28 protein-coding genes are annotated in these 24,120 nt (G+C 64.4%); 16 read left to right on the plus strand and 12 right to left on the minus strand.

Annotation, left to right across the window (positions count from 1 at the left end):
* Window positions 1-91 precede the first annotated feature (91 nt).
* From NO362_RS03830 to NO362_RS03840, 3 genes are read left to right on the plus strand one after another with little or no spacing between them, the layout of a single operon-like run.
* Entirely contained in the window at window positions 92-1,237 is a 1,146-nt protein-coding gene (locus NO362_RS03830; protein WP_256546187.1) for a thiamine ABC transporter substrate-binding protein, read from the plus strand.
* Window positions 1,238-1,271: 34 nt separating this feature from the next.
* Complete coding sequence (locus NO362_RS03835; protein ID WP_256546670.1) at window positions 1,272-2,984, plus strand: ABC transporter permease; 1,713 nt, start codon at window positions 1,272-1,274, stop codon at window positions 2,982-2,984.
* 2 nt (window positions 2,985-2,986) lie between these two features.
* Window positions 2,987-4,249, plus strand: coding sequence for an ABC transporter ATP-binding protein (locus NO362_RS03840; protein ID WP_256546188.1), 1,263 nt, complete (start codon window positions 2,987-2,989; stop codon window positions 4,247-4,249).
* A 54-nt stretch (window positions 4,250-4,303) separates the two neighbouring features.
* Here NO362_RS03840 and NO362_RS03845 read toward each other — a convergent pair whose 3' ends face one another.
* Window positions 4,304-4,984: a class I SAM-dependent methyltransferase gene (locus tag NO362_RS03845; protein WP_256546189.1), complete on the minus strand. Its 681-nt coding sequence runs from the start codon at window positions 4,982-4,984 to the stop codon at window positions 4,304-4,306.
* 108 nt (window positions 4,985-5,092) lie between these two features.
* On the opposite strand from NO362_RS03845, the gene NO362_RS03850 reads away from it, so the two are divergent.
* Together NO362_RS03850 and NO362_RS03855 are read left to right on the plus strand one after the other, a co-directional pair.
* Window positions 5,093-5,548, plus strand: coding sequence for a DUF2391 family protein (locus tag NO362_RS03850; RefSeq protein WP_256546190.1), 456 nt, complete (start codon window positions 5,093-5,095; stop codon window positions 5,546-5,548).
* A gap of 135 nt (window positions 5,549-5,683) precedes the next feature.
* Window positions 5,684-6,262, plus strand: coding sequence for a DUF7090 family protein (locus tag NO362_RS03855; RefSeq protein WP_256546191.1), 579 nt, complete (start codon window positions 5,684-5,686; stop codon window positions 6,260-6,262).
* A gap of 130 nt (window positions 6,263-6,392) precedes the next feature.
* On the opposite strand, the gene NO362_RS03860 is transcribed toward NO362_RS03855, so the two are convergent.
* From NO362_RS03860 to NO362_RS03875, 5 genes are all read right to left on the minus strand, one after another.
* Window positions 6,393-7,199, minus strand: a complete 807-nt coding sequence (locus NO362_RS03860; RefSeq protein WP_256546192.1) for a DUF7089 family protein — start codon at window positions 7,197-7,199, stop codon at window positions 6,393-6,395.
* 180 nt (window positions 7,200-7,379) lie between these two features.
* Window positions 7,380-7,469 carry a hypothetical protein gene (locus NO362_RS14640; protein WP_425492341.1) on the minus strand — a complete coding sequence of 30 codons (90 nt, stop codon included), beginning with the start codon at window positions 7,467-7,469 and terminating at the stop codon, window positions 7,380-7,382.
* Between the two features lie 83 nt (window positions 7,470-7,552).
* On the minus strand, window positions 7,553-8,572 hold the full coding sequence (locus tag NO362_RS14645) for an OapC/ArvC family zinc-ribbon domain-containing protein (RefSeq protein ID WP_256546193.1): 1,020 nt from the start codon (window positions 8,570-8,572) through the stop codon (window positions 7,553-7,555).
* A 77-nt stretch (window positions 8,573-8,649) separates the two neighbouring features.
* Window positions 8,650-9,039: a DUF2073 domain-containing protein gene (locus NO362_RS03870; RefSeq protein WP_256546194.1), complete on the minus strand. Its 390-nt coding sequence runs from the start codon at window positions 9,037-9,039 to the stop codon at window positions 8,650-8,652.
* Between the two features lie 5 nt (window positions 9,040-9,044).
* Window positions 9,045-9,686 carry an Era-like GTP-binding protein gene (locus tag NO362_RS03875; RefSeq protein WP_121570781.1) on the minus strand — a complete coding sequence of 214 codons (642 nt, stop codon included), beginning with the start codon at window positions 9,684-9,686 and terminating at the stop codon, window positions 9,045-9,047.
* 895 nt (window positions 9,687-10,581) lie between these two features.
* On the opposite strand from NO362_RS03875, the gene NO362_RS03880 reads away from it, so the two are divergent.
* The 4 genes from NO362_RS03880 to NO362_RS03895 all read left to right on the plus strand — a co-directional run bounded on the left by NO362_RS03880 (window position 10,582) and on the right by NO362_RS03895 (window position 14,987).
* The gene (locus NO362_RS03880; protein ID WP_256546195.1) at window positions 10,582-12,279 is read left to right on the plus strand and encodes a Cdc6/Cdc18 family protein; all 1,698 of its coding nucleotides are present in this window, start codon (window positions 10,582-10,584) and stop codon (window positions 12,277-12,279) included.
* A gap of 161 nt (window positions 12,280-12,440) precedes the next feature.
* Window positions 12,441-12,944, plus strand: coding sequence for a TrpY family transcription regulator (gene trpY / locus NO362_RS03885; RefSeq protein ID WP_256288457.1), 504 nt, complete (start codon window positions 12,441-12,443; stop codon window positions 12,942-12,944).
* A gap of 183 nt (window positions 12,945-13,127) precedes the next feature.
* Window positions 13,128-13,808, plus strand: coding sequence for an IMPACT family protein (locus NO362_RS03890; RefSeq protein ID WP_256546196.1), 681 nt, complete (start codon window positions 13,128-13,130; stop codon window positions 13,806-13,808).
* A gap of 327 nt (window positions 13,809-14,135) precedes the next feature.
* Window positions 14,136-14,987 carry a hypothetical protein gene (locus NO362_RS03895; RefSeq protein ID WP_256546197.1) on the plus strand — a complete coding sequence of 284 codons (852 nt, stop codon included), beginning with the start codon at window positions 14,136-14,138 and terminating at the stop codon, window positions 14,985-14,987.
* A 44-nt stretch (window positions 14,988-15,031) separates the two neighbouring features.
* Here the strand turns inward: NO362_RS03895 and NO362_RS03900 are convergent, their stop codons facing one another.
* The 3 genes from NO362_RS03900 to NO362_RS03910 all read right to left on the minus strand — a co-directional run bounded on the left by NO362_RS03900 (window position 15,032) and on the right by NO362_RS03910 (window position 16,231).
* Window positions 15,032-15,244, minus strand: coding sequence for a DUF7569 family protein (locus NO362_RS03900; RefSeq protein ID WP_121570776.1), 213 nt, complete (start codon window positions 15,242-15,244; stop codon window positions 15,032-15,034).
* Between the two features lie 50 nt (window positions 15,245-15,294).
* Window positions 15,295-15,975: a uracil phosphoribosyltransferase gene (upp, locus tag NO362_RS03905; RefSeq protein WP_256288454.1), complete on the minus strand. Its 681-nt coding sequence runs from the start codon at window positions 15,973-15,975 to the stop codon at window positions 15,295-15,297.
* Window positions 15,976-16,048: 73 nt separating this feature from the next.
* The gene (locus tag NO362_RS03910) at window positions 16,049-16,231 is read right to left on the minus strand and encodes a DUF8107 family protein (protein ID WP_121570774.1); all 183 of its coding nucleotides are present in this window, start codon (window positions 16,229-16,231) and stop codon (window positions 16,049-16,051) included.
* Window positions 16,232-16,287: 56 nt separating this feature from the next.
* Between NO362_RS03910 and NO362_RS03915 the strand changes: the two genes are divergently transcribed.
* Together NO362_RS03915 and NO362_RS03920 are read left to right on the plus strand one after the other, a co-directional pair.
* Window positions 16,288-16,614 (plus strand): hypothetical protein, encoded by a 327-nt coding sequence (locus NO362_RS03915; RefSeq protein ID WP_256546198.1) that lies wholly within the window; start codon window positions 16,288-16,290, stop codon window positions 16,612-16,614.
* Window positions 16,615-16,708: 94 nt separating this feature from the next.
* Complete coding sequence (locus NO362_RS03920; RefSeq protein ID WP_256546199.1) at window positions 16,709-16,930, plus strand: zinc-ribbon domain-containing protein; 222 nt, start codon at window positions 16,709-16,711, stop codon at window positions 16,928-16,930.
* Between the two features lie 31 nt (window positions 16,931-16,961).
* On the opposite strand, the gene NO362_RS03925 is transcribed toward NO362_RS03920, so the two are convergent.
* Entirely contained in the window at window positions 16,962-18,323 is a 1,362-nt protein-coding gene (locus NO362_RS03925; protein ID WP_256546200.1) for a GTP-binding protein, read from the minus strand.
* 123 nt (window positions 18,324-18,446) lie between these two features.
* On the opposite strand from NO362_RS03925, the gene NO362_RS03930 reads away from it, so the two are divergent.
* The 3 genes from NO362_RS03930 to NO362_RS03940 all read left to right on the plus strand — a co-directional run bounded on the left by NO362_RS03930 (window position 18,447) and on the right by NO362_RS03940 (window position 21,769).
* Window positions 18,447-18,743, plus strand: a complete 297-nt coding sequence (locus NO362_RS03930; RefSeq protein WP_121570770.1) for a DUF7990 family protein — start codon at window positions 18,447-18,449, stop codon at window positions 18,741-18,743.
* Window positions 18,744-18,745: 2 nt separating this feature from the next.
* Window positions 18,746-19,720 carry an ArsA family ATPase gene (locus tag NO362_RS03935; protein ID WP_121570769.1) on the plus strand — a complete coding sequence of 325 codons (975 nt, stop codon included), beginning with the start codon at window positions 18,746-18,748 and terminating at the stop codon, window positions 19,718-19,720.
* Window positions 19,721-19,963: 243 nt separating this feature from the next.
* Window positions 19,964-21,769, plus strand: a complete 1,806-nt coding sequence (locus NO362_RS03940; protein WP_256288449.1) for a carbon starvation CstA family protein — start codon at window positions 19,964-19,966, stop codon at window positions 21,767-21,769.
* A 113-nt stretch (window positions 21,770-21,882) separates the two neighbouring features.
* Here NO362_RS03940 and NO362_RS03945 read toward each other — a convergent pair whose 3' ends face one another.
* Together NO362_RS03945 and NO362_RS03950 are read right to left on the minus strand one after the other, a co-directional pair.
* Complete coding sequence (locus tag NO362_RS03945) at window positions 21,883-22,539, minus strand: DUF8052 family protein (RefSeq protein WP_256546201.1); 657 nt, start codon at window positions 22,537-22,539, stop codon at window positions 21,883-21,885.
* Complete coding sequence (locus NO362_RS03950; protein ID WP_256546202.1) at window positions 22,539-22,928, minus strand: cupin domain-containing protein; 390 nt, start codon at window positions 22,926-22,928, stop codon at window positions 22,539-22,541. The genes NO362_RS03945 and NO362_RS03950 overlap by 1 nt, the downstream gene beginning before the upstream one ends.
* A gap of 95 nt (window positions 22,929-23,023) precedes the next feature.
* Between NO362_RS03950 and NO362_RS03955 the strand changes: the two genes are divergently transcribed.
* Both NO362_RS03955 and NO362_RS03960 read left to right on the plus strand, forming a co-directional pair.
* Window positions 23,024-23,236, plus strand: a complete 213-nt coding sequence (locus NO362_RS03955; RefSeq protein ID WP_256288446.1) for a DUF8007 family protein — start codon at window positions 23,024-23,026, stop codon at window positions 23,234-23,236.
* Window positions 23,237-23,424: 188 nt separating this feature from the next.
* Window positions 23,425-24,111 (plus strand): DUF5828 family protein, encoded by a 687-nt coding sequence (locus NO362_RS03960; protein ID WP_256546203.1) that lies wholly within the window; start codon window positions 23,425-23,427, stop codon window positions 24,109-24,111.
* The last annotated feature ends 9 nt before the right edge of the window (window positions 24,112-24,120 follow it).

The raw sequence follows: 24,120 nt of genomic DNA on the forward strand, positions 1-24,120 counted from the left end.
GTGACAAGAGCGTTGCTCCGGGCAGGCGTGGTCGGCAGCGGTCGGGACCGCTTCACCACGATTAAATATCACCGGGTGTGATCACCAAGTAATGAAACGGAGAACGTTCCTGCGGGCGGCGGGTGCGGGCGGAATCGCCGGACTGGCCGGTTGCGCCGGTGGTGACGGCGGCGCGACGGAGACGACGACTGAGGGCACGACCGAGGACACGAGCGAGACGTCGACGGGGACGGCGACCGGAACTGCAGGCGGCGCAGTCCCCGAACTCGTCGTCGCGACGTACGGGCCGTTCGTCGACGCACCGTCGTCGAGCCCCGGCGCGTGGATCAAAGAGACGTTCGAGTCCGAGTTCGACGCGACGCTCCGGTATGCGACGCCCGACAGCGAGATCAACTACTTCATCGAGCGCGCACTCCGGGGCGTCGACATCGACGCCGACGTCTACGTCGGGCTCAACGTGGATATGCTCATCCGGATCGACGAACAGCTCGACGACGGACTGTTCACGCCCGTCAACGGGCTCTCACGAGGCGGCGACGTCAAAGAGTCCCTGTCGTTCGATCCGAAGGGCCGCACGATCCCCTACGACACGAGCTACGTCAGTATCGTCTACAACGAGACGCTGGGCGACAACGGGGCCTACAGCGCGCCGGAGACGTTCGACGAACTCCTCGATCCGGCCTACGAGGGCGACCTCCTCGCCCAGAATCCGACGGCGAGTGCGACGGGCAAGTCGTTCCTCTTGCACACGATCAAAGCGAAGGGGGCGAACGGCTACCTCGACTACTGGAAGCAACTCCAGGACAACGGCGTCCGGATCCTCTCGGACTGGTCGTCGTCGTACACGGCCTACTCGAACGAGGAAGCGCCGATGGTCGTCTCCTACTCGACGGATCAGGTGTACGCTCAGCGGTCCGGCGAGGACCTCGCGAAGCACCAGATCCGATTCCTGAACGACCAGGGCTACGCCTATCCCGAGGGGATGGCGCTGTTCGAGGGGACGGACACTCCCGAACTGGCGCGGTCGTTCCTCGACTTTATGCTGCGGCCCGACGTGCAGGGCGAGATCGCCCAGCGGAACGTCGCGTTCCCGGCGACGACGACCGCGGAACTCCCCGCGTCGTTCTCTGAGTACGCCCAGGCCCCGCCGGAAGCAGTCACTTTCACGTACGACGCCCTTCGAGACAACGTGAGTGAGTGGACGCAGGCGTGGGAACGGCAGTTCGCCAGCAAGTGAGGGCGACGCCGACAGAGTGGAGACGGTGAACGCTGTGCTTCGGACCGCCTTCTCGCGACTCGAAGCGCACGCGCTCACCCTCGGGACGGCAGCGACCGCGCTCGTCCTCGTCGTCGTCTTCTACTATCCGGTCGCGACGGTGTTCGTCGACGCCGTCGTCGTCGACGGGCAGGTGACGATCGCCCCGCTCGTGTCGGTGCTCACCTCGCGGTTCTATCTCGTCGACATCTTCGGATTCACGGCCTACCAGGCGCTGCTGTCGACGATCGCGTCCGTCCTGCTCGGCCTGCCGGGGGCGTGGCTCCTCGCGCGGTTCGAGTTCCCCGGTCGCGAGACGCTGCGCTCGCTGACGATCCTCCCGTTCGTGATGCCGTCGATCATGGTCGCGATCGGCTTCGTCGCGACGTTCGGCCGGAACGGCACGCTCAACGCGGTGTTGGGGGCGCTCGGCCTTCCGACCGTCGACCTGCTTTTCACCATCGAGGCAATCGTGATCGCACACGCCTTCTACAACGCCCCGCTCGTCGCGCGGGTGACGACTGCGGCCTGGGAGAGCGTCGACGCGTCGGCCGTCGAGACCGCGCGGAGCCTCGGAGCGTCGCCGGTGCGGGCGTTTCGTGACGTCGTCCTCCCGCAGTTGCTCCCGGCGATCGCGATCGGCGCGACGCTGACGTTCGTGTTCACGTTCGCGTCGTTCCCGATCGTGCTCGCGCTCGGCGGATTCCAGCTCGCGACCGTCGAGGTGTTCATCTACTCGCGGATTCAGAACCTCGCGTACGCCGAGGCGGCCGCGCTCGCAGTCGTCGAGACGACGATCTCGCTCGGACTGACGTATCTGTACCTGCGTTACGAGGGACGACAGCGCGCCTCCGGACAGGGCGCGCGGCCGCAACCGCGACGGTCGCTGTGGCCGGAGTCGACGAGCGTCAGATCGCTGGGAACCCGGATCGGGATCGTCGCGTACGCCCTGGTCGTGCTCGCGGTGTTCGTCGGACCGATCGCCTCGATGGTCCTCACGAGCCTGACCGGACCACAGGGCGGCCTGACGCTCGATCACTACCTGTTTCTCCTCGAACGTCAGCAGACGGGCGCGTCGTATCAGGTGCGGCCGCTGCCGGCGATCGAGAATTCGCTGCTTTTCGGCGTCGGAACGCTGCTCGTCGCGCTCCCGATGGGAGTCGTGATGGCAGTGTTGACGACGCGGCAGTTCCGCGGGCGGGCCATTGTCGACGCGCTGTCGATGGCTCCGCTCGCGGTTTCGGGGATCGTCGTCGGCCTCGGCTTGCTTCGCGGACTCGTCTTCGGGATCGAGGTGTTCGGGACGCGCGTTCAGGTCACCGGAGCGCTCGCGGTAGTCGCCGCGCACGCGGTCGGCGCGTACCCGTTCGTGACGCGGAACGTCGCGCCGCTGCTCGGGAATCTCGATCCGCTACTAGTGGAGTCCGCGCGGAGTCTGGGGGCGAGTCGCGTGCGCGCGCTCGTCGACATCGAACTGCCGCTGGTCGCCGCGGGCGTCGTCGCCGGCGCGGCGTTCGCCTTCGCGATCAGCATCGGCGAATTCGACTCGACGGTCGTCCTCGCGGAGGGGTCGGCCAGTTACACGATGCCCGTCGCCGTCGAGCGGTATCTGGGCCGGCGGCTCGGCCCGGCGACCGCGATGGGCTGTGTCCTGCTCGCGGTGACGAGCCTGAGTTTCGTGATCATCGAACGGTTCGGCGGTCGCTACGGCGGCCGAGGTGGCTTCTGAGGATGCAACTGACACTGGAGAACGTTCGCAAGGAGTACGGTGAGACGGTCGCGCTCGGAGGGAGAGACGGGAGTGGCGGGCGGTCAGGCGTCGACCTCGACGTCGACGACGGTGAGTTCTTCACGCTCGTCGGTCCCTCCGGCTGTGGGAAAACGACGACGCTCCGCCTCGTCGCTGGCTTCGAGGTACCGAGTACGGGATCGATTCGGTTCGGAGGCCGCGAGATGCGCGGCGTGCCACCCGAAGAACGGGACGTCGGCGTCGTGTTCCAGAACTACGCGCTCTTTCCGCATCTCTCGGTCGCGGAGAACGTCGCCTACGGACTCAGGTTTTCGGATCCGCCGGGCGATGAGAGCCGAGAAGAGCGCGTGGCGTCGTTGCTGGAGTTGGTCGATCTCCCCGACGCGGGCGGCCGCGATCCGACGGAGCTCTCCGGCGGTCAGCAACAGCGCATCGCGCTCGCGCGGGCGCTGGCTCCCGGCCCGGATCTGCTGTTGCTCGACGAGCCGATGAGCGCGCTCGACGCCCGACTCCGCGAGCGACTTCGGCTACAGGTCAAAGAAATCCAATCGACACTCGGGATAACTACGCTCTACGTCACGCACGATCAGGAGGAGGCGCTCGCCATCTCCGACCGCGTCGCCGTTATGAACGACGGCGCAGTCGAGCAAGTGGGAACGCCGCAGGCGGTGTACCGACGCCCGGAGACCCGCTTCGTCGCCGAGTTCGTCGGCGACAACAACGTCTTCGAGGGCCGCGTCGTTTCGAGTCGAGCGGCTGACGAGTTCGAAGAAAGCCGGGATTCAGTCGCTGTAGAAGGCAAATCTCCAGTTGAAACAGAGGGGTCTGAATGGCAGGGAGAACGCGATAGGACCGCCGGTCGGCCCCAGCGCGTCGAACTCGACGTCGGCGGGGCAGCGATCACGATTGTAACAGAGAACGCAGTCGAAACGGACGACCGAGTCGCGTTCTGCGTCCGGCCCGAGCAGATGCGGGTGCTCGCGAGTGGCTCAGAGAGGGATAGCGAGCCGAGTGGATCAGAGCTAATGGATGGAGAGTCGAGTAGGTCGCGAACAGGCACCGAGACGAACGTTCTCGACGCGACGGTGTCCGGCACGGAGTTCCTCGGCGAGTCGACGCGAACCTATCTCCGGTGGAACGGCCGGGAACTGACCGTTCGATCGGCGGACCCACTCTCCGGTGAGGTTCGGATCGGGTTCGACGCGACAGCGGCCCACGTGGTCGACCTCGAGCGCGGCGAATAGGATTCGCTACGTCCGGCGGAATGGGCCTCGCTGCGTTCGGCGACACCGGACTCGCTACGGCGCGACGCCGACCGTGAGAAGTGTGCCGTGCGTGCGGTAGCGTTCGACCATCGCCTCTCGCGACTCCCAGTCGTCGGTGGGGAACGCCTCGGCCGGCGGAATCTCGATCTCGCGGTCCGGAATCGAGTCCTGTTCGGCGACGTGGAGACCTGCTTCGCGGAACTTTTTGCGATATTCGTCGGCGGACCAGCGCGTCATCTCGATGTCGATCCGTTCTTGCCACTCGTGGGAGTAGACGTTCTCCTCGTAGTAGTTCACGGCGCAGTAAAACGTCCCTCCGGGCCGGAGGATCCGCGCGACTTCTTCGAGCGTGTGCTCGGGGTCCGACGCGTAGTAGAAGGCCTCCATACTCCAGACGTGGTCGACGCTGTCGTCCGCGAAGGGGAGTTCGTCGAAGTCGCCGACGAGGTAGGCGACGTTCGGATCGTCGGTGTACGACTGCGCGTTGTGCGCCATCTCGGGAGATCCATCGAGACCGTACACTCGGCCGGCATCCTGCGTGTCTCGGAGTGCGCGACCGGCGTAGCCGCTCCCGCAACCGAGGTCGAGGACGGTGTCGCCGGACTCGATCGGCATCCGGGCGAGCGCGTGTTTCGCGGTGTGCCAGTGTCGTTCCTCCATTCCCCGGTCACGGCCCTCGGCCGCCCAGGCATCGAATTCGGCTCGAACGCTCATACGGGTGCGTCGACCGCCCCGAACAAGAAGCGTCGGGTTTCGCGTGGTGTTCGCACCCCGGTCTGCAGTAAGGCCGGGGTATATGCGGGGAGAGAGGCGAAAGTAGGTATGGTCGGACGTCGTCGTCGGTTCGCGCTGTCGGACACCGCACAGCAGATCGTCGGGGGGTTCCTGCTCGCCGGGCCGTTCGTGGTCACCGAAGAGGTGTGGGTGTTGGCGCAGAGTATGTCGTCGCTACAGGCGCTTTTCACCGTCTTCATCGTCTTCACCGTCGGGTACGGCGCGTTGTATAAGGCCGACGACAGAGACCCCGACAGGGAGACGGAGGTCGGGGGCGTCCCCCTGCGGTTCGTCTCGCTCATCTCCGTGGCGTACTTCTCCGTCGTCGTCCTCGCGCTCGCGTTCGACGCTCCGGCGACGTTCCTCGATTCCGCTGCGTCGGGGTCGATGGTCGTCTTCGACGTCGTCTTCCATCCAGCGCGGATCGACGCGACGCTCAAAGCAGTCAGTATCGGAGCGATATTCAGTGTCATCGGCGCGGCGACTGCCGACTCGCTGTACTGAGTTTGGGTACCAAGTTCGGTCGGCGCGGTCGACACGTTCGATCCAGACAGGTCTTCCTCGCACCGGATCTGATCCTTTCCTCGCTCCGGATCTGATCCCCCGCACGATTAAGTCAGCGGGGCCGGACCTACGGGTATGGATTACAACCTCGCCATCGAGAACGCACCGGATTCGATCCCTGGCGGTACGGGCATTCTGCTGCTGCACCCGAGCATTGGTGAGACGGACCGCATCGACACGGACTTCCTGAAGACAGATACGGACCACTTCCTGGTAATCTCCACACGAACCACCGCCCGCGAGGTCGAGCAGAAACTGGAACACTACGACGTCGACGAGGAGAAGGCGGTCGTCCTCGATACGCTGTCGGTCGAACGCGGCTACTCCCGTCGACGAACGGACCACGTCCACTACGTCTCGGCACCGGACGACCTTGACGGAATCGTCGCACAGACACAGGAGTTCCTGGAGTCCCACGACGGAAAGCTACGGATCAGCATCGACTCGGTGACTGAGATGGCCTACTACGCGGACGTCGACGGCGCGTACGAAGCGAGCGAGCGACTCCTCGAGCTGCTCGACGAACACGACGCCGTCGGGCTGTTCCACCTCTCGAACGAGGTCCACGACGAGGAGACGATCCAGCGGTTCCGCGATCTCTTCGACGCCGTCGTCGAACTCGACGTCAGCGGCGAGGTCACCGCCGAGTTCTGATAGGGATTATCGTACGTCTCCATAGATGTCTCGCCGGACGGTACGACGAGAATCTCCGAACAGTTACGATAATCCCTATGAGTCGGTTCCGAGAGTGGGGGCTCGTACTCTGTAGCGTAATGCGAACCGGTCAGGACTGATCGGTGCGGTCGGATCCCTCTTCGAGTTTCTCGAAGGTCTTTTCGGCCCATCGAACGCCGTACTCCGCGCCGTGTTCGAGGAACATCTGCGTGTCGAGCGCGGCGAACGGAGCGGGGAGTTCGAGGTCGTGTTTGATCGCAGAGCAGGCGTACTCGGTGGCTTCGGCGAACGACGTCTGCCCGCGCGCGACTGCCCGAGGGAGCGTCGAGAGTCGACCCTTCAATCGCTGTCCGGCGTCTTCCCAGGCGTCGAAGAGACGCGGTTGGGTACTCTCCCACGCGGCGAACGTCTCTCTGGTCTGGAGTCCCAGCCAGGCGTCGTAGAGCGCGGCAGCGATCTGATAGACGTCCGCAGGGCCGAGCGGGACGACGCGATCGAGTTCGCGGTACTGCTCGCCGAAGAACGGGAGGAAGTGCTCGGGGGCGTCGGTTCCGATCTGTACGAACGCCTCCGCAAGGAGGAAATCGAGGAACTCCGTCGGGGTACCCTCCGCGCGTTTCTTCACGAGGACAGTCGGCGGGGTGGTCTGTCTCGTCCACGTGACGGTGCCGTCGCCCGGCATCCCAACGGTGAAATCCGAACTCGCGTAGGTGACGAGGGCGCTCGGCGCATCGTCCGGGAGCCAGTCGCTCGGGTACGAGGCCGGCGAGAGTCCGTCCACGAGGAGGCCGAGATCCTCCGCGGCTGCCGGCGGGATGGTCTCGAAGTCGGCGGCGACGTCGAGGACGAGCGCGTCGGGTGCGTGCTCGTCGCGGACGGCGGCGACGTCGTCGGCGAGGTCGCGTCGGTCGAACATATCCGGAGTTGGGGACGCGATGCCTTCAGGCCCCCGTCTCGACTCCGGTGAGGGTGGCGAGTGCAGTCGAGATGTGTTCGTGCAGTCGAACCGGGGTAGTGAGTACCGATCGGAGCCGCGTGGCTCTGATTTGAACGTGCAGCCAACGGAAAAGCGGCGTGTGGGAACGCGCTGCGGACGTTACCCGAACGCGAGCGCGAATATGATTGCGATCGCGAGGACGGCCGACACACCGACGGTTCCGAGAACGATCTTCGTCGCTTGGCTCATAGTGACACCCTGTCAGCGGGAGCGCTTAAATGCTTCAATCCGCCGCTGCGAGCAAAAAGAGAGTCAGCGTGGCTGTCGTCGTACTAGGCGTCTTCGGCGCCGCCGGGCGTCGTATCCCACGTATCCGGGACTTCGATGACGTAGCGCCCGTCCTCCTGCAGCGAGATGATGTATTCGGTCCGGTCGTACAGCTCCATCAGGTTCAGTTCGTACTCGCCGGGAGCGACGATGCGGATGCTCTCGAACTGCTCGTTGAGTTCTTCGCGGAGTTCGTCGAGGTCGGGACGCTCGTCGCTCGACGGCTCGATGACCCGTCCTTCGGAGGTGGTCGGCGGTCCGTCAGAGTCCGAAGTGGCTTCCGTGGGCGTCTCAGCGGGTGCGACGGTGTCGGGTTCGTCCGGACTCGCTGCCGCGATTTCGTCGGGCGAGACGACCTCGCTGCGGGCGCTCGCCTGCGCCGTGTTCTCTTTCGGACTGACGGTAGATGGGGCCTCCGTCGTACCTGGCTGACTTTCTGCGTCGTCAGTATCCGACGGCGGTGAGGTGGAACTGGTGTCGGTGTCGCCCGGACGTGTTTCCCCCCCAGTTTGTTCGGAGTGACGGGGTTGCGCCTGAGAGTCCATCGCGTGCGTCCGATCGGTACTTTCCGACGCGCGCGTTCTGTGGGGCGCAGTGTCTCGACCCGACGAAGACGGCTCGTCGCGGCGCTGATTCACCCACTGTCGAGACGGCTCCTGTCGGTCCGGTTCGGACGAATCCGTAGTTTCGTCCGATCCTTTTCCGAGCACGCGTTCGGCGGCCTCACGCCAAGCGTTAGACCCGCTCGAGTCGTCGGTCGGCGACGACGTGTCACGAGCGGGTTCCGTTCCGCTGGATGAAGGGTCCGCGTCGGGTCGCTGACGCTCCGTCGTTCGATCATCTTCCCCCGTGGGAGTCGTCCGGTCGTCTGCTCCCGTGGGAGTCGTCCGGTCACCTGCACCCGTGTCTGTCGCGGACGAGGGACGGAACTGGAACTTGTTGCCGCCGCAGTTCGGACACCCCGAGAGCATCTCTTTCGATCCGTCGGCGAATACGCGTCCGCAGTTTGTGCATTCGTGAGGCATCTGTGGTTACTGTGGAGGGGCCCGTTTCAGGTGGAGCGGCGTCGGATTTCGGCAGCCGAAGGAACAGTGCGGGGTCATTACTTCCGAGAAACCAGCGCGCTGATGAGGTTCTCGTCTTTGTGGAGCGTCTCGATCTGGTTCGCGGGGCCGATAACCGTGAGTTTCTTCGTCGACTCCTTACCCATCAGGCGGCCGAGAAATCCCTGATTGGCGCTGCCCGTCTGGGGGTAGGTCTCGATCTCGATCCCGTTGAACTCGTCGGGGCTGATCTCGGTCATCGTGACTTCGATGAGCTTCGACTCCTCGTCAGGTGAGAGGCCTTCTTCGAGGACGACGATGTTGCCGTCGCGGACGCCGTCGAGGATGAGCCGGATCTTCTCCATACTCGTCAGTCCCTCCATCCGAGCGCCGCTGATGAGGTCGATCTGGACGCCGTCTCCGGAATCTCCTGGTGTGACTTCTGGCATCGTTCTCACCCGAAGTATTCCGCGATCTTCCCGTAGACTTCGTCCATATTGTTCCCTTCGAGTGCCGAGAGCGGCACCGTCTCGTGCTGGGGGAACGCGTTCGAGATGCGCTGGACGTTCGAGTCGTCGAGGTCCGTCTTGTTCGCGAAGATGAGGACGGGCAGGTCCTGGCTCTCGATGATACCGATGAGCATCGTGTTGACCTGCGTGAAGGGGTCCTCAGTACTGTCGAGCACGTAGATAACGCCGTCGACGTCCTCGCGGAGCCAGTGCATCGCCTCAGCGACGCCCTCGGTCGCCTCGCGTGAGCGCCGAACGGCGTCGTCTTTCTCCATATCGTGTTCGAGGAACTCCTTGTAGTCGACCTTCGTCGTGACACCGGGCGTGTCGACGATGTCGATGCTGACGGTCTTCCCGTTGCGTTCGATCTCGACGTTTTCTTTCCTGCGCGCGCGTCGGGTCTCGTGCGGGATGTGACTCTCCGGACCGACGGCGTCGCCGGTCCAGTCACGTGCGATGCGGTTTGCGAGAGTCGTCTTCCCGGCGTTCGGTGGTCCGTAGATGCCGATCCGCTTTGGTTCGGCATCGGAGAACATCCGGTCGACGACCCGTGAGATGCTGTCTCTAAGTTCTGTGAACAGTCCCATCCTGGCCTCCCGCGCCTCCCGATCCGCTTCGTGGAGGGGCGTATGGAGGTACCACATTCGCGTGTTCACTTAAACACTGCGTCAGACGTACCACCGAAATGTGATACGAAAACGGGGTTCGCCGTCTGTTGCTCCGAATTTGTCGGTTCCAGTGGGAGTCGGGCGACGGGGTTGGCCGAAGTCGTCGATGGTTGGTCGATGCAAATGTCGGGCCGAACACCCTCCCCCACCCCTTCGTTTCAACTGGAACGCCCCGAAGGCGGCCGGTGCGTGCAGACGCGCCACTAGAAACTAGCTTAAAACTAATAAAATTAAATATAATATAGCTCTTAATTAATTACTTTGCTGCAGTACGGGTATGTTTCAGGCTAAGAAGTGATAAAGCCACCGGTACCTAGAGGCTCCTTCGACACCCCCTCCCTCTGTATCTCGGGTTCCACCCGAAACGAAGGGGTGGGGGGCGGGGATGGGGCGAGGAGCCGGAGGAATCGTTCCCACGTCCAGTTGCGTTCCTCCAAGAGCGTCGGGAACCGCTTCCCACGACCGCCGAACGATCCAGCGACCAAATTCAATACCCTACTTATTTTACATTAGTTTCTAGTGTGTAATTGAGGCGAAACTAATCTACAACTACGTGGTATTCACAGTGCTTATATCCGTCTGAGAGGAATTAGAGGCTCTGAAATGTCATCTTAGGGCTTTACAAACAATTCGTCGAGCCACCGGCTGGTGTGAAAGAGGCAAGTTTTTTGTACCACGTGTTCCTCTGCTTCGTCTGCATCAACTGGACACGTCGCTGAGAGGGAACCGGTGCAATCTCGTTTTCTCTCGGCGTAACATCCGATCTAACGACGGTGGGCGTGTGATTTCCAGTCGAAATAGGGGGGTTTCACCGATGGACGAGGACACGCAACCCGGCGATGGGAACGACCCTGAGGACCGAACCGATAGCACGCAGAGTCGCACGGATTCCGAGGGAGACGCTCAGTCGCATCCGGAGCGCGCCGATCCCTCGACAGACTCCGGCAGATCGACTGACGACGACAGTGCTGCTCAGGAACCCGCGGATCGTGAACCGGTCACCGCCGAGGACATCGACATCGAAGAGAGCATCGGACCGACGGACGCGAGTTCGATCGGCGTCGGGGACTCGTCGGCCGGATCGACCGACGTGAGTCTCGACGAAGTCGTCCTCGACGACGACGGCGACAGCCAGGGACTCTTCGACGACCTCCTCTCGGGGGAACCGATCTTCGAGAACAAAGAAGTCCTCCGACCCTCTTACACCCCCCACGAACTCCCTCACCGCACCGAGCAGATCAATCAGATGGCGACGATTCTCGTCTCGGCGCTCCGCGGCGAAACTCCGTCGAACATCCTGATCTACGGGAAAACGGGAACCGGAAAGACGGCCAGCGCGAAATTCGTCAGCCAGGAACTCGAATCGACCTCGAAGAAGTACGACGTCCCCTGTGAGGTCGAGTACATCAACTGCGAGGTGACTGACACCCAGTACCGTGTTCTCGCCCAGCTCGCGAACAAATTCATCGAGAAGAACCAGGAGGTCATCGAGACGGAACTCGACGAGCTGAAACAGCTCCGTTCGCGCGCGGCCGACGACGCGACAGCCCTCGTCGAAACCCGTTTCGACACCGTCGAGGCCGTCGCCGACCGGATCGAGCAACTCGAATCCGATCACGACGAGATGGAACCCGTCCCGATGACGGGGTGGCCCACCGACCGCGTGTACTCGACGTTCTTTGACGCCGTCGACTACGAGGAGCGCGTCGTCGTGATTATGCTCGACGAGATCGACAAACTCGTCGAGAAGTCCGGTGACGACACGCTCTATAACCTCTCGCGGATGAACTCCGAACTCGACAACTCACGGATTTCGATTATGGGGATCTCGAACGACCTGAAGTTCACTGACTTCCTCGATCCCCGGGTGAAATCCAGCCTCGGTGAGGAGGAGATCGTCTTCCCTCCCTACGACGCGAATCAACTCCGCGATATCCTCCAGCACCGCGCGAACGTCGCGTTCAAAGACGACGCGCTCACCGACGACGTCATCCCGCTGTGTGCCGCCTTCGCGGCCCAGGAGCACGGTGACGCTCGCCGCGCGCTCGATCTGCTCCGAACCGCGGGAGAACTGGCGGAACGCGGTCAGGCCGACACCGTCGAGGAGGCCCACGTCAGGCAGGCCCAGGACAAGATCGAACTCGATCGCGTCGTCGAAGTCGTCCGGACGCTCCCCACGCAGTCGAAGATCGTCCTCTTCGCCACCATTCTGCTGGAGAAGAACGGCGTTCACAACGTCAACACGGGCGAGGTGTTCAACATCTACAAGCGACTCTGCGAGGAGATCGACGCCGACGTCCTCACTCAGCGCCGCGTGACCGACCTCATCTCGGAACTCGATATGCTCGGTATCGTCAACGCCGTCGTCGTCTCCAAGGGACGCTACGGCCGAACCAAAGAAATCTCGCTGTCGGTCCCGATCGACGAAACCGAGGCCGTCCTCCTCTCTGACTCCCGACTCGGCGACATCGAGAACGCCCAGCCGTTCGTCCAGGCGCGGTTCGATAACTGAACACCCCTGGTTTCGGGTGGAACGGCCGTCTCCACCAGAATCTCTGTTTCTACTAGCGGGACCCGTTTCCACCCGAAACGGTGCCCTTTGGTCTTCCCTGACAAACGCTCTTGCCCGCCAAACGCTACTATAATAGCCTTGGCGACGCACCCTTCTGACGGATGTTCGACGAGATTATGGAGAAGTTCGAGGGAAGTCCGAGCCAGCAGGCGGTCATCCGCCTCCTCCTCGAACGTGGTTTCTCGGTCAACGACGACGGGCGGGTCGTCTCCGGCGGTATCGAGATCCCGAACACGGGGATCGCGCGCGAGATCGACGTCGACCGGCGCGTCGTCGACTCGACGACGACGGCAATCCTCGAGGACGAAGAGCTCAGACGCATCTTCCAGAACATCTCGTCGATCCCGAGCCTGATGGATCTCGCGCCCGTACTCGATCTGTCGGTGCTGACGATCGAGCCGAACGACGCCGAGCAGTCCGGTATCGTCGCCGAAGTCACCTCTCGGATCGCCGACCGCGGCATCTCGATCCGCCAGACGATCAGCGAGGACCCCGAGTTCACCGACGAGCCGAAGCTCTACATCGTCACCGACGAGCCGATTCCCGGCGATCTACTGAACGAACTCTCCGGTCTCGCATTCGTCCGCCGCATCAGCATCGCGTGACCTCGGCTTTCTGCTCCCCTCTTCTTGCTCCCGCCTCCCGCTTCTCGCTTCCTGGTTCTCGCCTCCCGCTTCTCGCTTCCTGGTTCTCGCCCCCCGCTTCTCGCTTCGTCTCTCGATCGCGTCTCGTCTCTCCTGACCCACCGACGCGAATCCTTTTGAACGATGCCGGGCCTACCACGTGTTGTGACCGACGCTGCTGGCGGATCTGACGCCCGCGCTGACGCCTTCCGGACTGTCGCCGGACCCGGAAAAGCCCGCTTCGAGGTGAAAGGCTCCGAGTTCATCGGCTACGTCGCGCCTGCGAACACCGTCGCGGAGGCCGAATCGTTCGTCGAGGAGATCCGCACTCGCCACCCGGACGCGACGCACAACGTTCCCGCGTACCGGGTGCCAGCAGCCGGGGAAGACGGGGCCAGCAGCACCGGCACTGGGTCGTCCGCCGCGACGATGCTCCGCGAGTACCAGTCCGACGACGGTGAACCGAGCGGTTCCTCGGGCAAGCCCGCGCTCAACGTCCTCGTCCAGCGCGAGATCCGGAACGTCGTCGCGGTCGTGACACGATACTACGGTGGGACGAACCTCGGCGTCGGCGGACTGGCTCGCGCGTACTCGCGAGCGGTGAAAGACGCCGTCGACGACGCGGGAGTCGTCGAGACGGTGCCGCACGAGCGCTTCGACGTCACCGTCGCCTACGACGACTCCGGGACGGTCCGCGGACTCCTCGAAAGCGCGGCCGTCGAGTTCGACGCGGCCTACGAAGCCGATGTCTTCTTCGAGATCCGCGCGCCCGTCGACGAGGCATCTGATCTCCGTGATCGCATCCGTAGCGCGACCAGCGGGCGCGCGAAGATCGAGCACCAATAATACGTCGCCGGCCTTTCTCTCCTCGCCGCACCCGGTATTCCACATCAGACGTGGTGTCCCTGGGGACACCGGCCGCGACATCCTCAGATATACCGGCCGCGACGTCTCCGGGTGAGTACCTATCTCACAGGTAGACTCCCGAGTGTTTCGGGGGTGGCTTTCGCCAGCCGCCTCCGATACGACATTCGACCGACTGCGACGACGTTCGAGACGAAATAGAGGGGTTCGATCTGACGCGAGGATCGATAGAACCGTTCGTCTCTGGTAACTGAAACGCCCCTTTGTTTCACCCGGAGATACTTGCCGCCGGACGCTGAAGCGCGCCGTATGGTCGATATCGACTCGGAAACGCTGTTCAACGGCGCGGCGGCGGCTCTCACCACACTCGCCGTCCTCTTTTTCATTCTCAACGTCGAGTTCAACTACTCTCCCGTCTCGAAGGTCGCGATCGTCTTTCTGTTCCTCGCGCTGGTGCTCGCGATCTCCCAGCGAACCGACGATGCTCAACTGACGCTGCTCGGATACGGCGTCGTCGTCGTGTCTGTCGTTGGACTCTTCTTCGACGTCGTGAACACGTTCAACGTCGGCAGCGAACTCACCGTCCTCGGACTGCTACTCCTCGCGGCCGTGCTGTTCGCGCTCCGCACCCGCTTCGACGACCGAAATCACCTCCTCACCGGGAGACAGGCGGCGTCTCTCCTCGGCGTGATCGCGGTGCTGGCTGTCGTCGTCCTCGCTGTCGATATTGCGACCGGCGGACTCGCGTACGAACTCCAACCGGAGAGTCAGATCGAGATTGCTGAATCACCACGTGAAGACCTCCGCGTCGCCTCCGTCGTCGTGACCAATCCGACGCCGCTCCCCGAACGCGTCGAGACGCCGAACTACGCGGCGTGTGCGGCTGGCGACTGGAGCGAGTATCGGCTCCCGTCCGAACCCGGCCGTGAACGACCTTCCGCGCCCCGCGTCCACCTGAACGTACAGGACGGCTACAACGAGCACGTGATGAGTTTCGGCTCGAAGACGTATCCGGTGACGCTGTACCTCGACGCGGCGAACGCGACGGGTGAGACGTTCCGGATCGAACAGACCTCGTCGTGCCCGGACGACGAGTCGGGGACGCCCTACATTGCGATCTACGAGCGCGCGACGGACGAACGACGCGTGTATCCGGTCTGAGCGGGCCGGGTCGTTTTACCCACCGGCCCGAAACGCGCTTCTTCTCAGTCGACGATGATGTCCGCGTCGGCGTCGTGGACGTCCTCGCGGGCCCGTGGCTGCATCTCCATTCGATAGCGTTCGATCCAGTCGGCGAAGCAGCCGGGACAGAGGCGCTGGCTATCGACTTCCGAACGGTCGACGTTCAGTTGGATGGTCCGCGCGAGCGGTTCCTCGATCGGTTCGCCACAGGCGTCACAGGGCTCGCTGCCGGTCATACGTGTCCCTGTGCGACCCGTCGGTAAAGGTGTTCACGTCGTCTGGGTTCTCAGGTCGTCCGGAACGCCCGGTCGCCGGCGTCGCCGAGTCCGGGCACGATGTATCCGTCGTCGTCGAGGTGGTCGTCGATGGCGACTGTCAGGAGGTCTGCTTCGGGGAACTCGTCCCCGACGCGGAGCAGTCCGTCAGGTGCTGAGACCGCCGAGAGCACGAACAGGTCTGCGGGCTCGGCTTCGCCGACTTCGGTGACGTGGTCGAGGACGGCACACATCGTCGAGCCGGTCGCGAGCATCGGGTCGGCGACGATGACGGTGTCCCGCTCGGTGATCTCCGGGAGCTTCACGTAGTCGATCGAGATCGGGAACTCTCCCTCGTCGTTCATCCCGGCGTTCTCGTCGCGGCCGGCGCTGATCACGCCCTGCTTCGCGCGGGGGAACGCCTTCAGGAGTCCTTCGACGAACGGCGTCGCCGCCCGCAACACGTTGATGATGACGACGTCGTCCAGTCCCCGAACGCGCTCGCCGGTCGTCTCCGTCAGTGGCGTCTCGACGGTGACGTACTCGGTCTCCATCGCGCCGTCGATGATCTCGTAGCCGCAGATCCGACCGAGCTTGACGAGTCCTTTCCGGAACGCGACCTGTTCGGTCCCGACGTCGCGGAGTCGCGAGAGCGTGTCTCTGGCGAGTGCGTGCGTGATCAGATACGCGTCGTCGCGATCTTCGATGGCCATAGGTACAGTCGCCGCTTCGGATCCACATAACTCCGGGGGTCTGCGGCGCGCCCGAGGGACTCCGAGGCCGGCCTCAGCGGGTCATAACGTACGTCACCGCCATAATTACGAGCGCCAACGAGCCGACGTTCACCGGCGTGAACGCCGCGATGCCGACGAGATCCAACCCCCAGACGACCACGGTCGCAAAGAGCGACGATAACACGAGGTTCATCACGAAGAGCACCCGTGGATCGCCCTGCGAAGTAGTCTCCATACTCGGCTCTCGCTCCCGGCCTTCACATATTTTGTGCTGGCGGCCGAACGCCAACTGTGTCCGTCCGAAATCGTGAGGGCGACCCGGTCGACCCGGTGCCGTTCGTCGTCGTCGCCGGCTCCGCGTGGCTTCTGTGTCTCTCCTTCGGCCCGCTGTATCTCGATGCGTTCGCCGTTCCTTGGCCCCGCGGCCTCGCCGTCTCCGTCGCAGCCGCGCTCGCGACGACGGTGTGGGCGTACCGACGATTCGTCTGGACCGTCGACCCGGCGGTCCGCCGCGAACTCCCGGCGGACCTCCGCTTCCGCCGCATCTGCTACGGGGCGCTCGTATTCGGGGCCGTCCTCACTTTCCTGAGTCTGCTCGCGTTCGCGAGCGGGGGGTGACCGAACCTCTCCAGCAACTGTCATCACTGCGCTTTCCCGACCCGCACGCACGAGCGACGCGGAATTAACACTGTTGCGCCGGATCACGTCGGATATGGGGCTGCTCGGAACGATCAGAGACGCACTCGCGGCTTCGACGGAATCACCGAACCGTGGTGACGCCACGTCGTCGACGCGTGGGTCCTACTGGTGCCACGACTGCGCCGAACGGATTCCGGCGCGCGACGTCGCCGACGACGCGTCGCCGACCTGTCCGGAGTGCGGCGACGAGATGGAACTCGAACGGTCGCCCGGATCGACTGGCTGCGCCTGCTAACGCCGGGAGGTCGGGATCCGACCGCATCGCCTCACTCGCCCGGACTCGCGAGGACGACCCTCCCGCCGGGCTCGGTCGGGTAGCGGTCGAGCCCCGAAAGCGTCTCCCACTCGTCTTCGAACTCCGCGTCGGTGAGTAGCGCGTCGTCGAGGCGGTCGATCAGCGCCGACTCGTCGATATCCTGCCCGATGAACACCAGGCCGGTCCGCCGGTCGCCCCACGTCTCGTCCCACTCGAACCCGAGGTCCGATCGGTTGTTCCGGTAGCTTCGCTGCTCGAACTCGGGAAGGCTCGCGATCCACCGCCCCGTCGCCTCGACGCTGGCCGACGCGCCCGCCTGGCTGAACGTCAAGTGCGTTTCCTCGCGTCCGGCAACCCAGAGGTGGCCCTTCGACCGCAACACCGACGCCGGAAGGTCCGCGAGGACGGCGGCGACGCGTTCGGGGTGGAACGGTCGCCGCCGTCGGTACGTGAACGAGGTGATGCCGTAGTCGTCCTCGGGGTGGGTGTGTTCGTGACCAGCGTGGTCGTGGCCGGTCTGTCCGTGGCCGTCGTGCTCGTGGCGGTCGCGGCTCTGGTCGGTGTGGTCGTGATCGGCGTGCTCGTGGCTGCTTTGGCGGAACTCACGTCCGCCCGTTCCATCGGCATCTGCACCTTCCGCGGCATCCAGTGCTTGTTTCCACCCTGCTTTCTCCGCGGCCGCACCCGGGTCGAACAGGTCCACGCCGAGCACGTCGTCGATCGCGACGTCGCCGTAGGTGGTCGCGAGGACCCGCGCGTCCGGCCGCAGCGTGCGGACCACGCGCTCGACGCGCTCCCGCTCCGCGTCGTCGACGAGGTCCGTCTTGTTCAGCACCACGACGTCCGCGAACTCGACCTGCTCGACGAGGAGGTCCGACAGCGGCCGCCGCTCACCATCGCCGCCCTCGGCGATCGTCTCGGTCGGCTCTCCGTCGGGGCCGAACGTATCCGCGAACAGCCGACTGTCGACGACGGCGACGACCGCGTCGACGCGGTACTTCGCCGCCGCGGGCGACCCGCCGGTGAAAAGGCGTGCCACCGGTGCCGGCTCGCTGATCCCCGACGGTTCGACGACGAGATGGTCGAAGGAACGCTCCTGTGCTAACTGCACGACGGCGGTTTCGAGGTCGTCGCGGAGTTCACAGCAGATACAGCCGTTCGACAGTTCCGTCACCTGCCCGTCGGCGACGGTGAGCTCCGACTCCTCGCTCACGAGGTCGGCGTCGACGTTCAACTCACCCATATCGTTCACGAGGACGGCGACGTCCCGATCGCCCGCACCCGACAGGAGGCGATTGAGGAGCGTCGTCTTTCCCGCGCCGAGGCTCCCGCTCAGAATCGTCACGGGCGTCTGATCCGACGACAGCGACATACTCTCTCTGGGCGCTCCCCCTATTTCAACGTCCGGACGAGTCCCGACCGCGGCCGACTTCGTGCGGCCGTGATTGCGTACGCCGGGCGATATGCTTTTATCTCGGAGACCGTACCTCGCGCTATGTCGCTGGTCGACCGGATCGAACGGTTCCGAGCGCACCTTTCGGAGTGGCTCCGCGGTCTCTATCACGGAATGATCACCCACCCTGCCTACGAGAAAATCGAGAAAGAAGCAGAGGACCTCGAAGACACCTTTATGCTCGCGTGCTTCCCGGAGGCCTTCGGGATTCCCTCGCCAGTGTCGTACTACACTGCGGAGTTGCTTCCGTACCTCGAAGACGAGTTCGAATCCTGGGAGCGTCGGATGTGGGATCGCGGCTCGCTCCTCGAACGAAAGGGCCAGCAGTACCACTTCTGACGATGCGTAAGCACGTATTCTTCGGCGGGAAGGGCGGCGTCGGCAAGACCACCGTCTCCTCGGCGTACGCGCTCGCCTCCGCGCGCTCGGATCTCCGCACGCTGATCGTGTCGACCGACCCGGCACACAGCACCTCCGACGTCTTCGACCAGCAGTTCGACGACAGTCCGACCGCCGTCGACGGCGTCGACGGCCTCGACGCGATGGAGATCGATCCGGAAGCCGAGACCGAGCGCCACCTGATGGAGACAAAGCGCGCGATGAGCGATCAGGTGAGCGCCGCGATGGTCAACGAGATCGATCGCCAGATCGAGATGGCCCACCAGACACCGGGCGCGTACGAGGCCGCGCTGATGGATCGCTTCATCCAGGTGATGCGGGAGGCCGACGAGTACGATCGGATCGTCTTCGACACCTCTCCGACCGGCGGCACGCTGCGACTGCTCTCGCTTCCCGAGATGCTCGAAGGCTGGATCGACCGCCTGGCTCACAAGCGCGAGCAGGCGATCGACCTCTACGAGCGGGCGGCCGTCGGGAACACCGAGCCCCGACGGATGATGGATGGCGACCCGATCCTCGACCGGCTCCGGACCCGAAAGGAACGCTTCGAGTTCGCCGGCAGGAAACTGCGGAACGATTCGGCGTTCGTCCTCGTCGTCAACCCCGACGAACTCTCGCTCCGGGAGACGCGCCGCGCGATCGACGAACTCGACTCCTACGGCCTCGACGTCCGCGGACTGGCCGTGAACCGACTCACGCCCGAACCGGATCCTGACGAGGAGGGCCGCGGTGCGCGGTTCCTCCGCGACCGCGTCGCGACCGAGCGCGAGCACCTCGAGGAACTCCACAACTCGTTCGGTCCGCCGGTCGTAGCCGAGATCGAGACACGCGTCTCCGAGGTGAAAGGCAGCCTTCTGGACACGGTGGCCGCCGAACTCGACATCGACGTCGATCGGCCGTCGGCGTCGGCGGACTGATACTGTCGGACACCACGATGTGAAGGTATTGCCGTCCCGTGGGTTCCAAAATGAGTCACGAACTCCTGTCCGACAGTATGAGCCCCGGATCGGGACGACCGCTGTCGACCCGACCGCTATCGGCTTCGATACTACAGAACCTCTCAGCTGACGTGGTTCAGCGTCGTGTCTCCCGCATATCAGGTTAACGATCGTTAAGGTTATACGCTATCTACCCATGGTGCCGTGTGGAGTTACCACAATATGGTCCAGGTAATTTGGCTCGTCGTGGGGATTCTCGCACTGTTCTCGGTTGGGTATTTGGGGTACTCGAAGTACCTCGCCCAGTTCGTAGACCTCGATGACAGCCGCGAGACGCCCGCGCACAAGTACGAAGACGGTCAGGAGTACGTGCCAGCGAAGAAGCCAGTTCTCTTAGGACACCACTACTCGAGCATCGCGGGGGGTGCCCCGATCGTCGGCCCGATCACGGCCGGCGTCCTGTGGGGCTGGGTCCCGGCGCTCGCGTGGATCGCCATCGGGAATCCCCTGATGGGGAGCGTCCACGACTTCTCGTCGCTCTCGGCGAGTCTCCGCCACGACGGGAAGTCGATCGGCTACATCATCGGTGAGTACGTCGGCGAACGCGGCAAGAATATGCTGCTGTGGTTCGCGTTCCTGACGATCATCCTCGTCGTGGCCGTGTTCGCGCTCGTCGTCGCCATCGTGTTCAACGCCTACCCGCAGGCGGCGACGGCCAGCCTCATTTACATCGGGCTGGCGATCCTGCTCGGCGCGTGGCTCTACCAGTTCGACCTGCCGTTCCTGGCGGGGACCGGCCTGTTCGTCGCGCTGATGTTCGCCGGCGTCTGGGTCGGTATCCAGTACCCGCTCGCGCTCGTCCCGGGTGAATACCCGGCGGGAACGATCGTGCTGCTCAGTTCGCAGATGTCGTGGCTCCCGGCGGCGGGCGCCTTCGGCGCGAACACGGCGGCGTGGATCCCGATCATCTTGGTCTACGGTGCGGTCGCGAGCGCACTCCCCGTGTGGGTGCTGCTGCAACCGCGTGACTACCTCTCCTCGTTCCTCCTGTACACCGGCGTCGGCGGCGCGCTTCTCGCCGTCATCGTCGGCACTATCCTCGGTACGTCGAGCCAACCGCTCGTCACCAACCTCGAACCGTTCTACGGCTTCATCGGCCGCAACGGCGCCCCGCTCTTCCCGCTCCTGTTCATCACGATCGCCTGCGGGACGATCAGCGGCTTCCACTCGCTGGTCTCCTCGGGGACGACCGCGAAACAGCTGAACCGCGAGAGCGACGCTCGTCCGATCGGCTACGGCGGGATGCTCGGTGAGGGGCTGCTCGCGACGGTCGCGCTCATCACCGTCGCGCTCGTCGCGCCCGACGTCGGCGGCGGGATCGGACTCGCGCTCCCGACCTTCGCGACCGGCGGCGGCATCCTGCTCACGAGCTTCGGAATCCCGACCTCCTTCGGTGGGCCCTTTATGGCGCTCGTGCTCGTGAGCTTCCTCCTCACGTCGACTGACACGGCCGTTCGCCTCGGCCGCTATATGATGGAGGAGATCATCGGCACGCCCGAATCCTCGGTGCAGTCGTTCGCCGCAGACCGCTACGGCAACGCGGCGCTCCAGACCATCCCGGCGTACATCCTCATCGCCAGCGGCTCGTGGGCGACGCTGTGGCAGCTCTTCGGCGGTGCCAACCAGCTGCTGGCGGCGCTCGCGCTGCTGACGGCGACGGTGTGGCTGGCGAACTGGGACGACTCGAAACAGCTCATCAGCACCGGCGGCCCGATGGCCGTGATGGTCGTCATCACCGTCTCCGGGCTGCTCTGGCTCGCCTTCTACAGCAACCTCTACGCGAAGTTCCTCGATCCGACGTGGATGGCGGGCGCGTCGCTCGTCCAGATGCTGTCGGCGGTGGCACAGATCGTCCTCGCACTCGTGTTAGTGTATCTCGGACTCGCACTGGTCCGGATGGGCTACTCGAACATCAGTGCGATTCGCGACGGCGAGGAATCCGGCGGCTTCTCGCCGAGCGACGACTAACCGCACACGCGGCGGATTCTTTTTCTCGGTCTACTCTCTGTTTACTTCTCGCACTGCGCTCTCGATCCATCCACTCGCTGTCTCTCACTCAGCGTTCTCCCAGTCTCTCCGTCCTACTGCCCTGGATCGAGCCGCTTGGCCACCGCGTCGCGCAGTCGGTCGAGAATCGTCCCTTCGTCCGCCGGCGGGACGTCACGCCAGAGCGCGAACGCCTCGGCTGCCGCCGCGCTCTCGCTCTTTACGATCTCCTCGCGCTCGGGAACGACGACCGCGAGGCCGATCTCGTAGTGACCGTAGTACCCGAACTTCAGCAGCGTCCGGTCTTTGAAGGACGCGACGAACTCGGCCACGTCCGGCGGAAGCTCCTCGGCGACGAGGACGAACGTGAAGTCGGTCCCGAAGTGCTCCTCGTCGGGCTCGACCCACGTCTCGTCGTCGGCGAGGTCGTGGCCCAACTCGACGAGTCGCTCCAGTTCTGCCACCGTCGGGCGGTCGAGACGGCGCGCGAACACGAACTCGCGATGCTGGTGGTTCGCGTACTCCAGCGACGGGTGGAAGAAGTGCTTCTGGCTCTCCATCCGCATCTCCGCGAACAGCGGGAACCGCTCGCCGCGGACGCTCTCGTCCTTCGAGAGGTCGTAGTTGAACATCAGCCGATCCGAGACCCGATCGAGGTACTCGTCGTCCCACACCGGGATCTCGTCGCGGTCGATTCCCGCCGCCTCGGCGGCCTCGGCCGGATCGAACGCTTCCGCGGAGTCCTCGGACATCACTCCGCGTCCGACGCTGCGGGGTCGTACGCGACGGCGTCGCCATCGACGGCTGGTGCGCCGACCGCCAGGACGACGAGGTCGGTGTCGGCGTCCGCCGGATTGTACGCGCGCTGGGGACTCTCGGGGTCGACGGCGAATAGCTCGTCGGTGTCGACCACGAACGTCTCCTCGGGCGTCTCCACGTGCATCGTACCCGAGAGGACGTAGAACGCCTCCTCCTGTTCCTCGTGATAGTGGTACTTCAGCGGCAGTTGCTCGCCCGGTTCGGCGCGGAAGCGATTGACCGCGACGTTCGAGAGCCCGGCTGCGCCGCCCAGTCGCCGCAGTTCACACGGCCGCCCGTCGGCGGGCGAGACCGTCTCGGAGTCGACCACGTGGTATCCCATACGGGTACGCTTCACACACAGACACAAAAGCCGCTCGGGACCCGTCCGATCGTCCCCGATTTTTATGTCTGTTCCGCGCCTTCGGTAGAGTACCGATGCGCACGAACGACAGTGCTGAATCCTGCGGCCGCTGTTCGATGTCCACCGTCGTCGACGCGACGGACTCCGATCACGACGGTCCGTTCGACGGCGACCGTATCGAAGTCGACGACGACGCGCTCCGACGCGTCTCCCCGGGGGCGTGGCTCGGCAGTCTCGTGCGTCGCCTCGACGAGGCGGCCACGCGGTTCGTCCACGGCGAGCGCTGAGTCGCACCGATCGTCCGCGAGACTGACGAAGCCCCGCCGCAGTAGCATCCACACGCCGCTGCTGCCTGGTGATTTGCCCGATCAGACCGGGCACTCGCGAGCGAATAGGTAGCTGTTCTCCCCTGTCGAACGCCCGCACGTCGCGGAGTAGAGTTTTATACTTAGCCGTTCCTACCTCGTCCGAGACGATGGAAGAGAGTGTCTCCGGATTCAAAGTTCGGGGGACCTGGGGCGACGTCGTCGAACACGGCGAGCGCATCACGCGTGCCCTGCGCGACGCCGGTGTCGACGGCGAGGCCTTCGAGGAGTGGGACGAGTGGCGACCGAAGTCCCACGAACGGCTCGGCGAGGACGTCAGCAAGAAGACCGCCGCCCAGGCGAGCGTCGCCGAAGGCGAGGGGGAGAAAGCCGGGAAAGCGCCCGACGAGGACCTCCAGACTGCGGGCGAGCGGCTGTCGGAGTCCTACGAGCACGTCGAGGAGGGCGACAGCGACGGCGCCGTCGAACGGTGGTCCGAATCGCTCGGCTACGTCGCGCGCGCGGCCGACTCGGCGGGCCGTCGCGCGCTCCGGCGCGTCGAGAACACGGTCTATCAGCGGGTGATGACCCAACTGGCCCCCTACTACTTCGACAACGAACTCGTCAGCGCCAACATCCAGAAGTCCACGCGCGGCGAGGACGAAGTCTCGTTCATCTTCGAGGTGAACGTCAACGACGACGACCTGAAATCGGAGGTCAGCGACCGCCTCGGCGAGTTCGACGACGAGGTGACGCGCTGGCACGTCGACACCGAAAAGGAGACCGAGACGGTCGAGGCCGCAGAAGGCGTCGAACCGCCCCAATCCGAGGATCGGTCTCGTTCGACCACCAATTAATCGCTCGTT

The sequence above is a fragment of the Halobellus inordinatus genome (assembly GCF_024498335.1).
GTDB classification, from domain to species: Archaea; Halobacteriota; Halobacteria; order Halobacteriales; family Haloferacaceae; genus Haloquadratum; species Haloquadratum inordinatus.

Coding starts and splice junctions, on each gene's coding strand:
- NO362_RS03830 (WP_256546187.1), top strand. CDS start 92: ATGAAACGGAGAACGTTCCTGCGGGCGGCGGGTGCGGGCGGAATCGCC.
- NO362_RS03840 (WP_256546188.1), top strand. CDS start 2,987: ATGCAACTGACACTGGAGAACGTTCGCAAGGAGTACGGTGAGACGGTC.
- NO362_RS03845 (WP_256546189.1), bottom strand. CDS start 4,984: ATGAGCGTTCGAGCCGAATTCGATGCCTGGGCGGCCGAGGGCCGTGAC.
- NO362_RS03850 (WP_256546190.1), top strand. CDS start 5,093: ATGGTCGGACGTCGTCGTCGGTTCGCGCTGTCGGACACCGCACAGCAG.
- NO362_RS03855 (WP_256546191.1), top strand. CDS start 5,684: ATGGATTACAACCTCGCCATCGAGAACGCACCGGATTCGATCCCTGGC.
- NO362_RS03860 (WP_256546192.1), bottom strand. CDS start 7,199: ATGTTCGACCGACGCGACCTCGCCGACGACGTCGCCGCCGTCCGCGAC.
- NO362_RS14640 (WP_425492341.1), bottom strand. CDS start 7,469: ATGAGCCAAGCGACGAAGATCGTTCTCGGAACCGTCGGTGTGTCGGCC.
- NO362_RS14645 (WP_256546193.1), bottom strand. CDS start 8,572: ATGCCTCACGAATGCACAAACTGCGGACGCGTATTCGCCGACGGATCG.
- NO362_RS03870 (WP_256546194.1), bottom strand. CDS start 9,039: ATGCCAGAAGTCACACCAGGAGATTCCGGAGACGGCGTCCAGATCGAC.
- NO362_RS03875 (WP_121570781.1), bottom strand. CDS start 9,686: ATGGGACTGTTCACAGAACTTAGAGACAGCATCTCACGGGTCGTCGAC.
- NO362_RS03880 (WP_256546195.1), top strand. CDS start 10,582: ATGGACGAGGACACGCAACCCGGCGATGGGAACGACCCTGAGGACCGA.
- trpY (WP_256288457.1), top strand. CDS start 12,441: ATGTTCGACGAGATTATGGAGAAGTTCGAGGGAAGTCCGAGCCAGCAG.
- NO362_RS03895 (WP_256546197.1), top strand. CDS start 14,136: ATGGTCGATATCGACTCGGAAACGCTGTTCAACGGCGCGGCGGCGGCT.
- NO362_RS03900 (WP_121570776.1), bottom strand. CDS start 15,244: ATGACCGGCAGCGAGCCCTGTGACGCCTGTGGCGAACCGATCGAGGAA.
- upp (WP_256288454.1), bottom strand. CDS start 15,975: ATGGCCATCGAAGATCGCGACGACGCGTATCTGATCACGCACGCACTC.
- NO362_RS03910 (WP_121570774.1), bottom strand. CDS start 16,231: ATGGAGACTACTTCGCAGGGCGATCCACGGGTGCTCTTCGTGATGAAC.
- NO362_RS03920 (WP_256546199.1), top strand. CDS start 16,709: ATGGGGCTGCTCGGAACGATCAGAGACGCACTCGCGGCTTCGACGGAA.
- NO362_RS03925 (WP_256546200.1), bottom strand. CDS start 18,323: ATGTCGCTGTCGTCGGATCAGACGCCCGTGACGATTCTGAGCGGGAGC.
- NO362_RS03930 (WP_121570770.1), top strand. CDS start 18,447: ATGTCGCTGGTCGACCGGATCGAACGGTTCCGAGCGCACCTTTCGGAG.
- NO362_RS03935 (WP_121570769.1), top strand. CDS start 18,746: ATGCGTAAGCACGTATTCTTCGGCGGGAAGGGCGGCGTCGGCAAGACC.
- NO362_RS03940 (WP_256288449.1), top strand. CDS start 19,964: ATGGTCCAGGTAATTTGGCTCGTCGTGGGGATTCTCGCACTGTTCTCG.
- NO362_RS03945 (WP_256546201.1), bottom strand. CDS start 22,539: ATGTCCGAGGACTCCGCGGAAGCGTTCGATCCGGCCGAGGCCGCCGAG.
- NO362_RS03950 (WP_256546202.1), bottom strand. CDS start 22,928: ATGGGATACCACGTGGTCGACTCCGAGACGGTCTCGCCCGCCGACGGG.
- NO362_RS03955 (WP_256288446.1), top strand. CDS start 23,024: ATGCGCACGAACGACAGTGCTGAATCCTGCGGCCGCTGTTCGATGTCC.
- NO362_RS03960 (WP_256546203.1), top strand. CDS start 23,425: ATGGAAGAGAGTGTCTCCGGATTCAAAGTTCGGGGGACCTGGGGCGAC.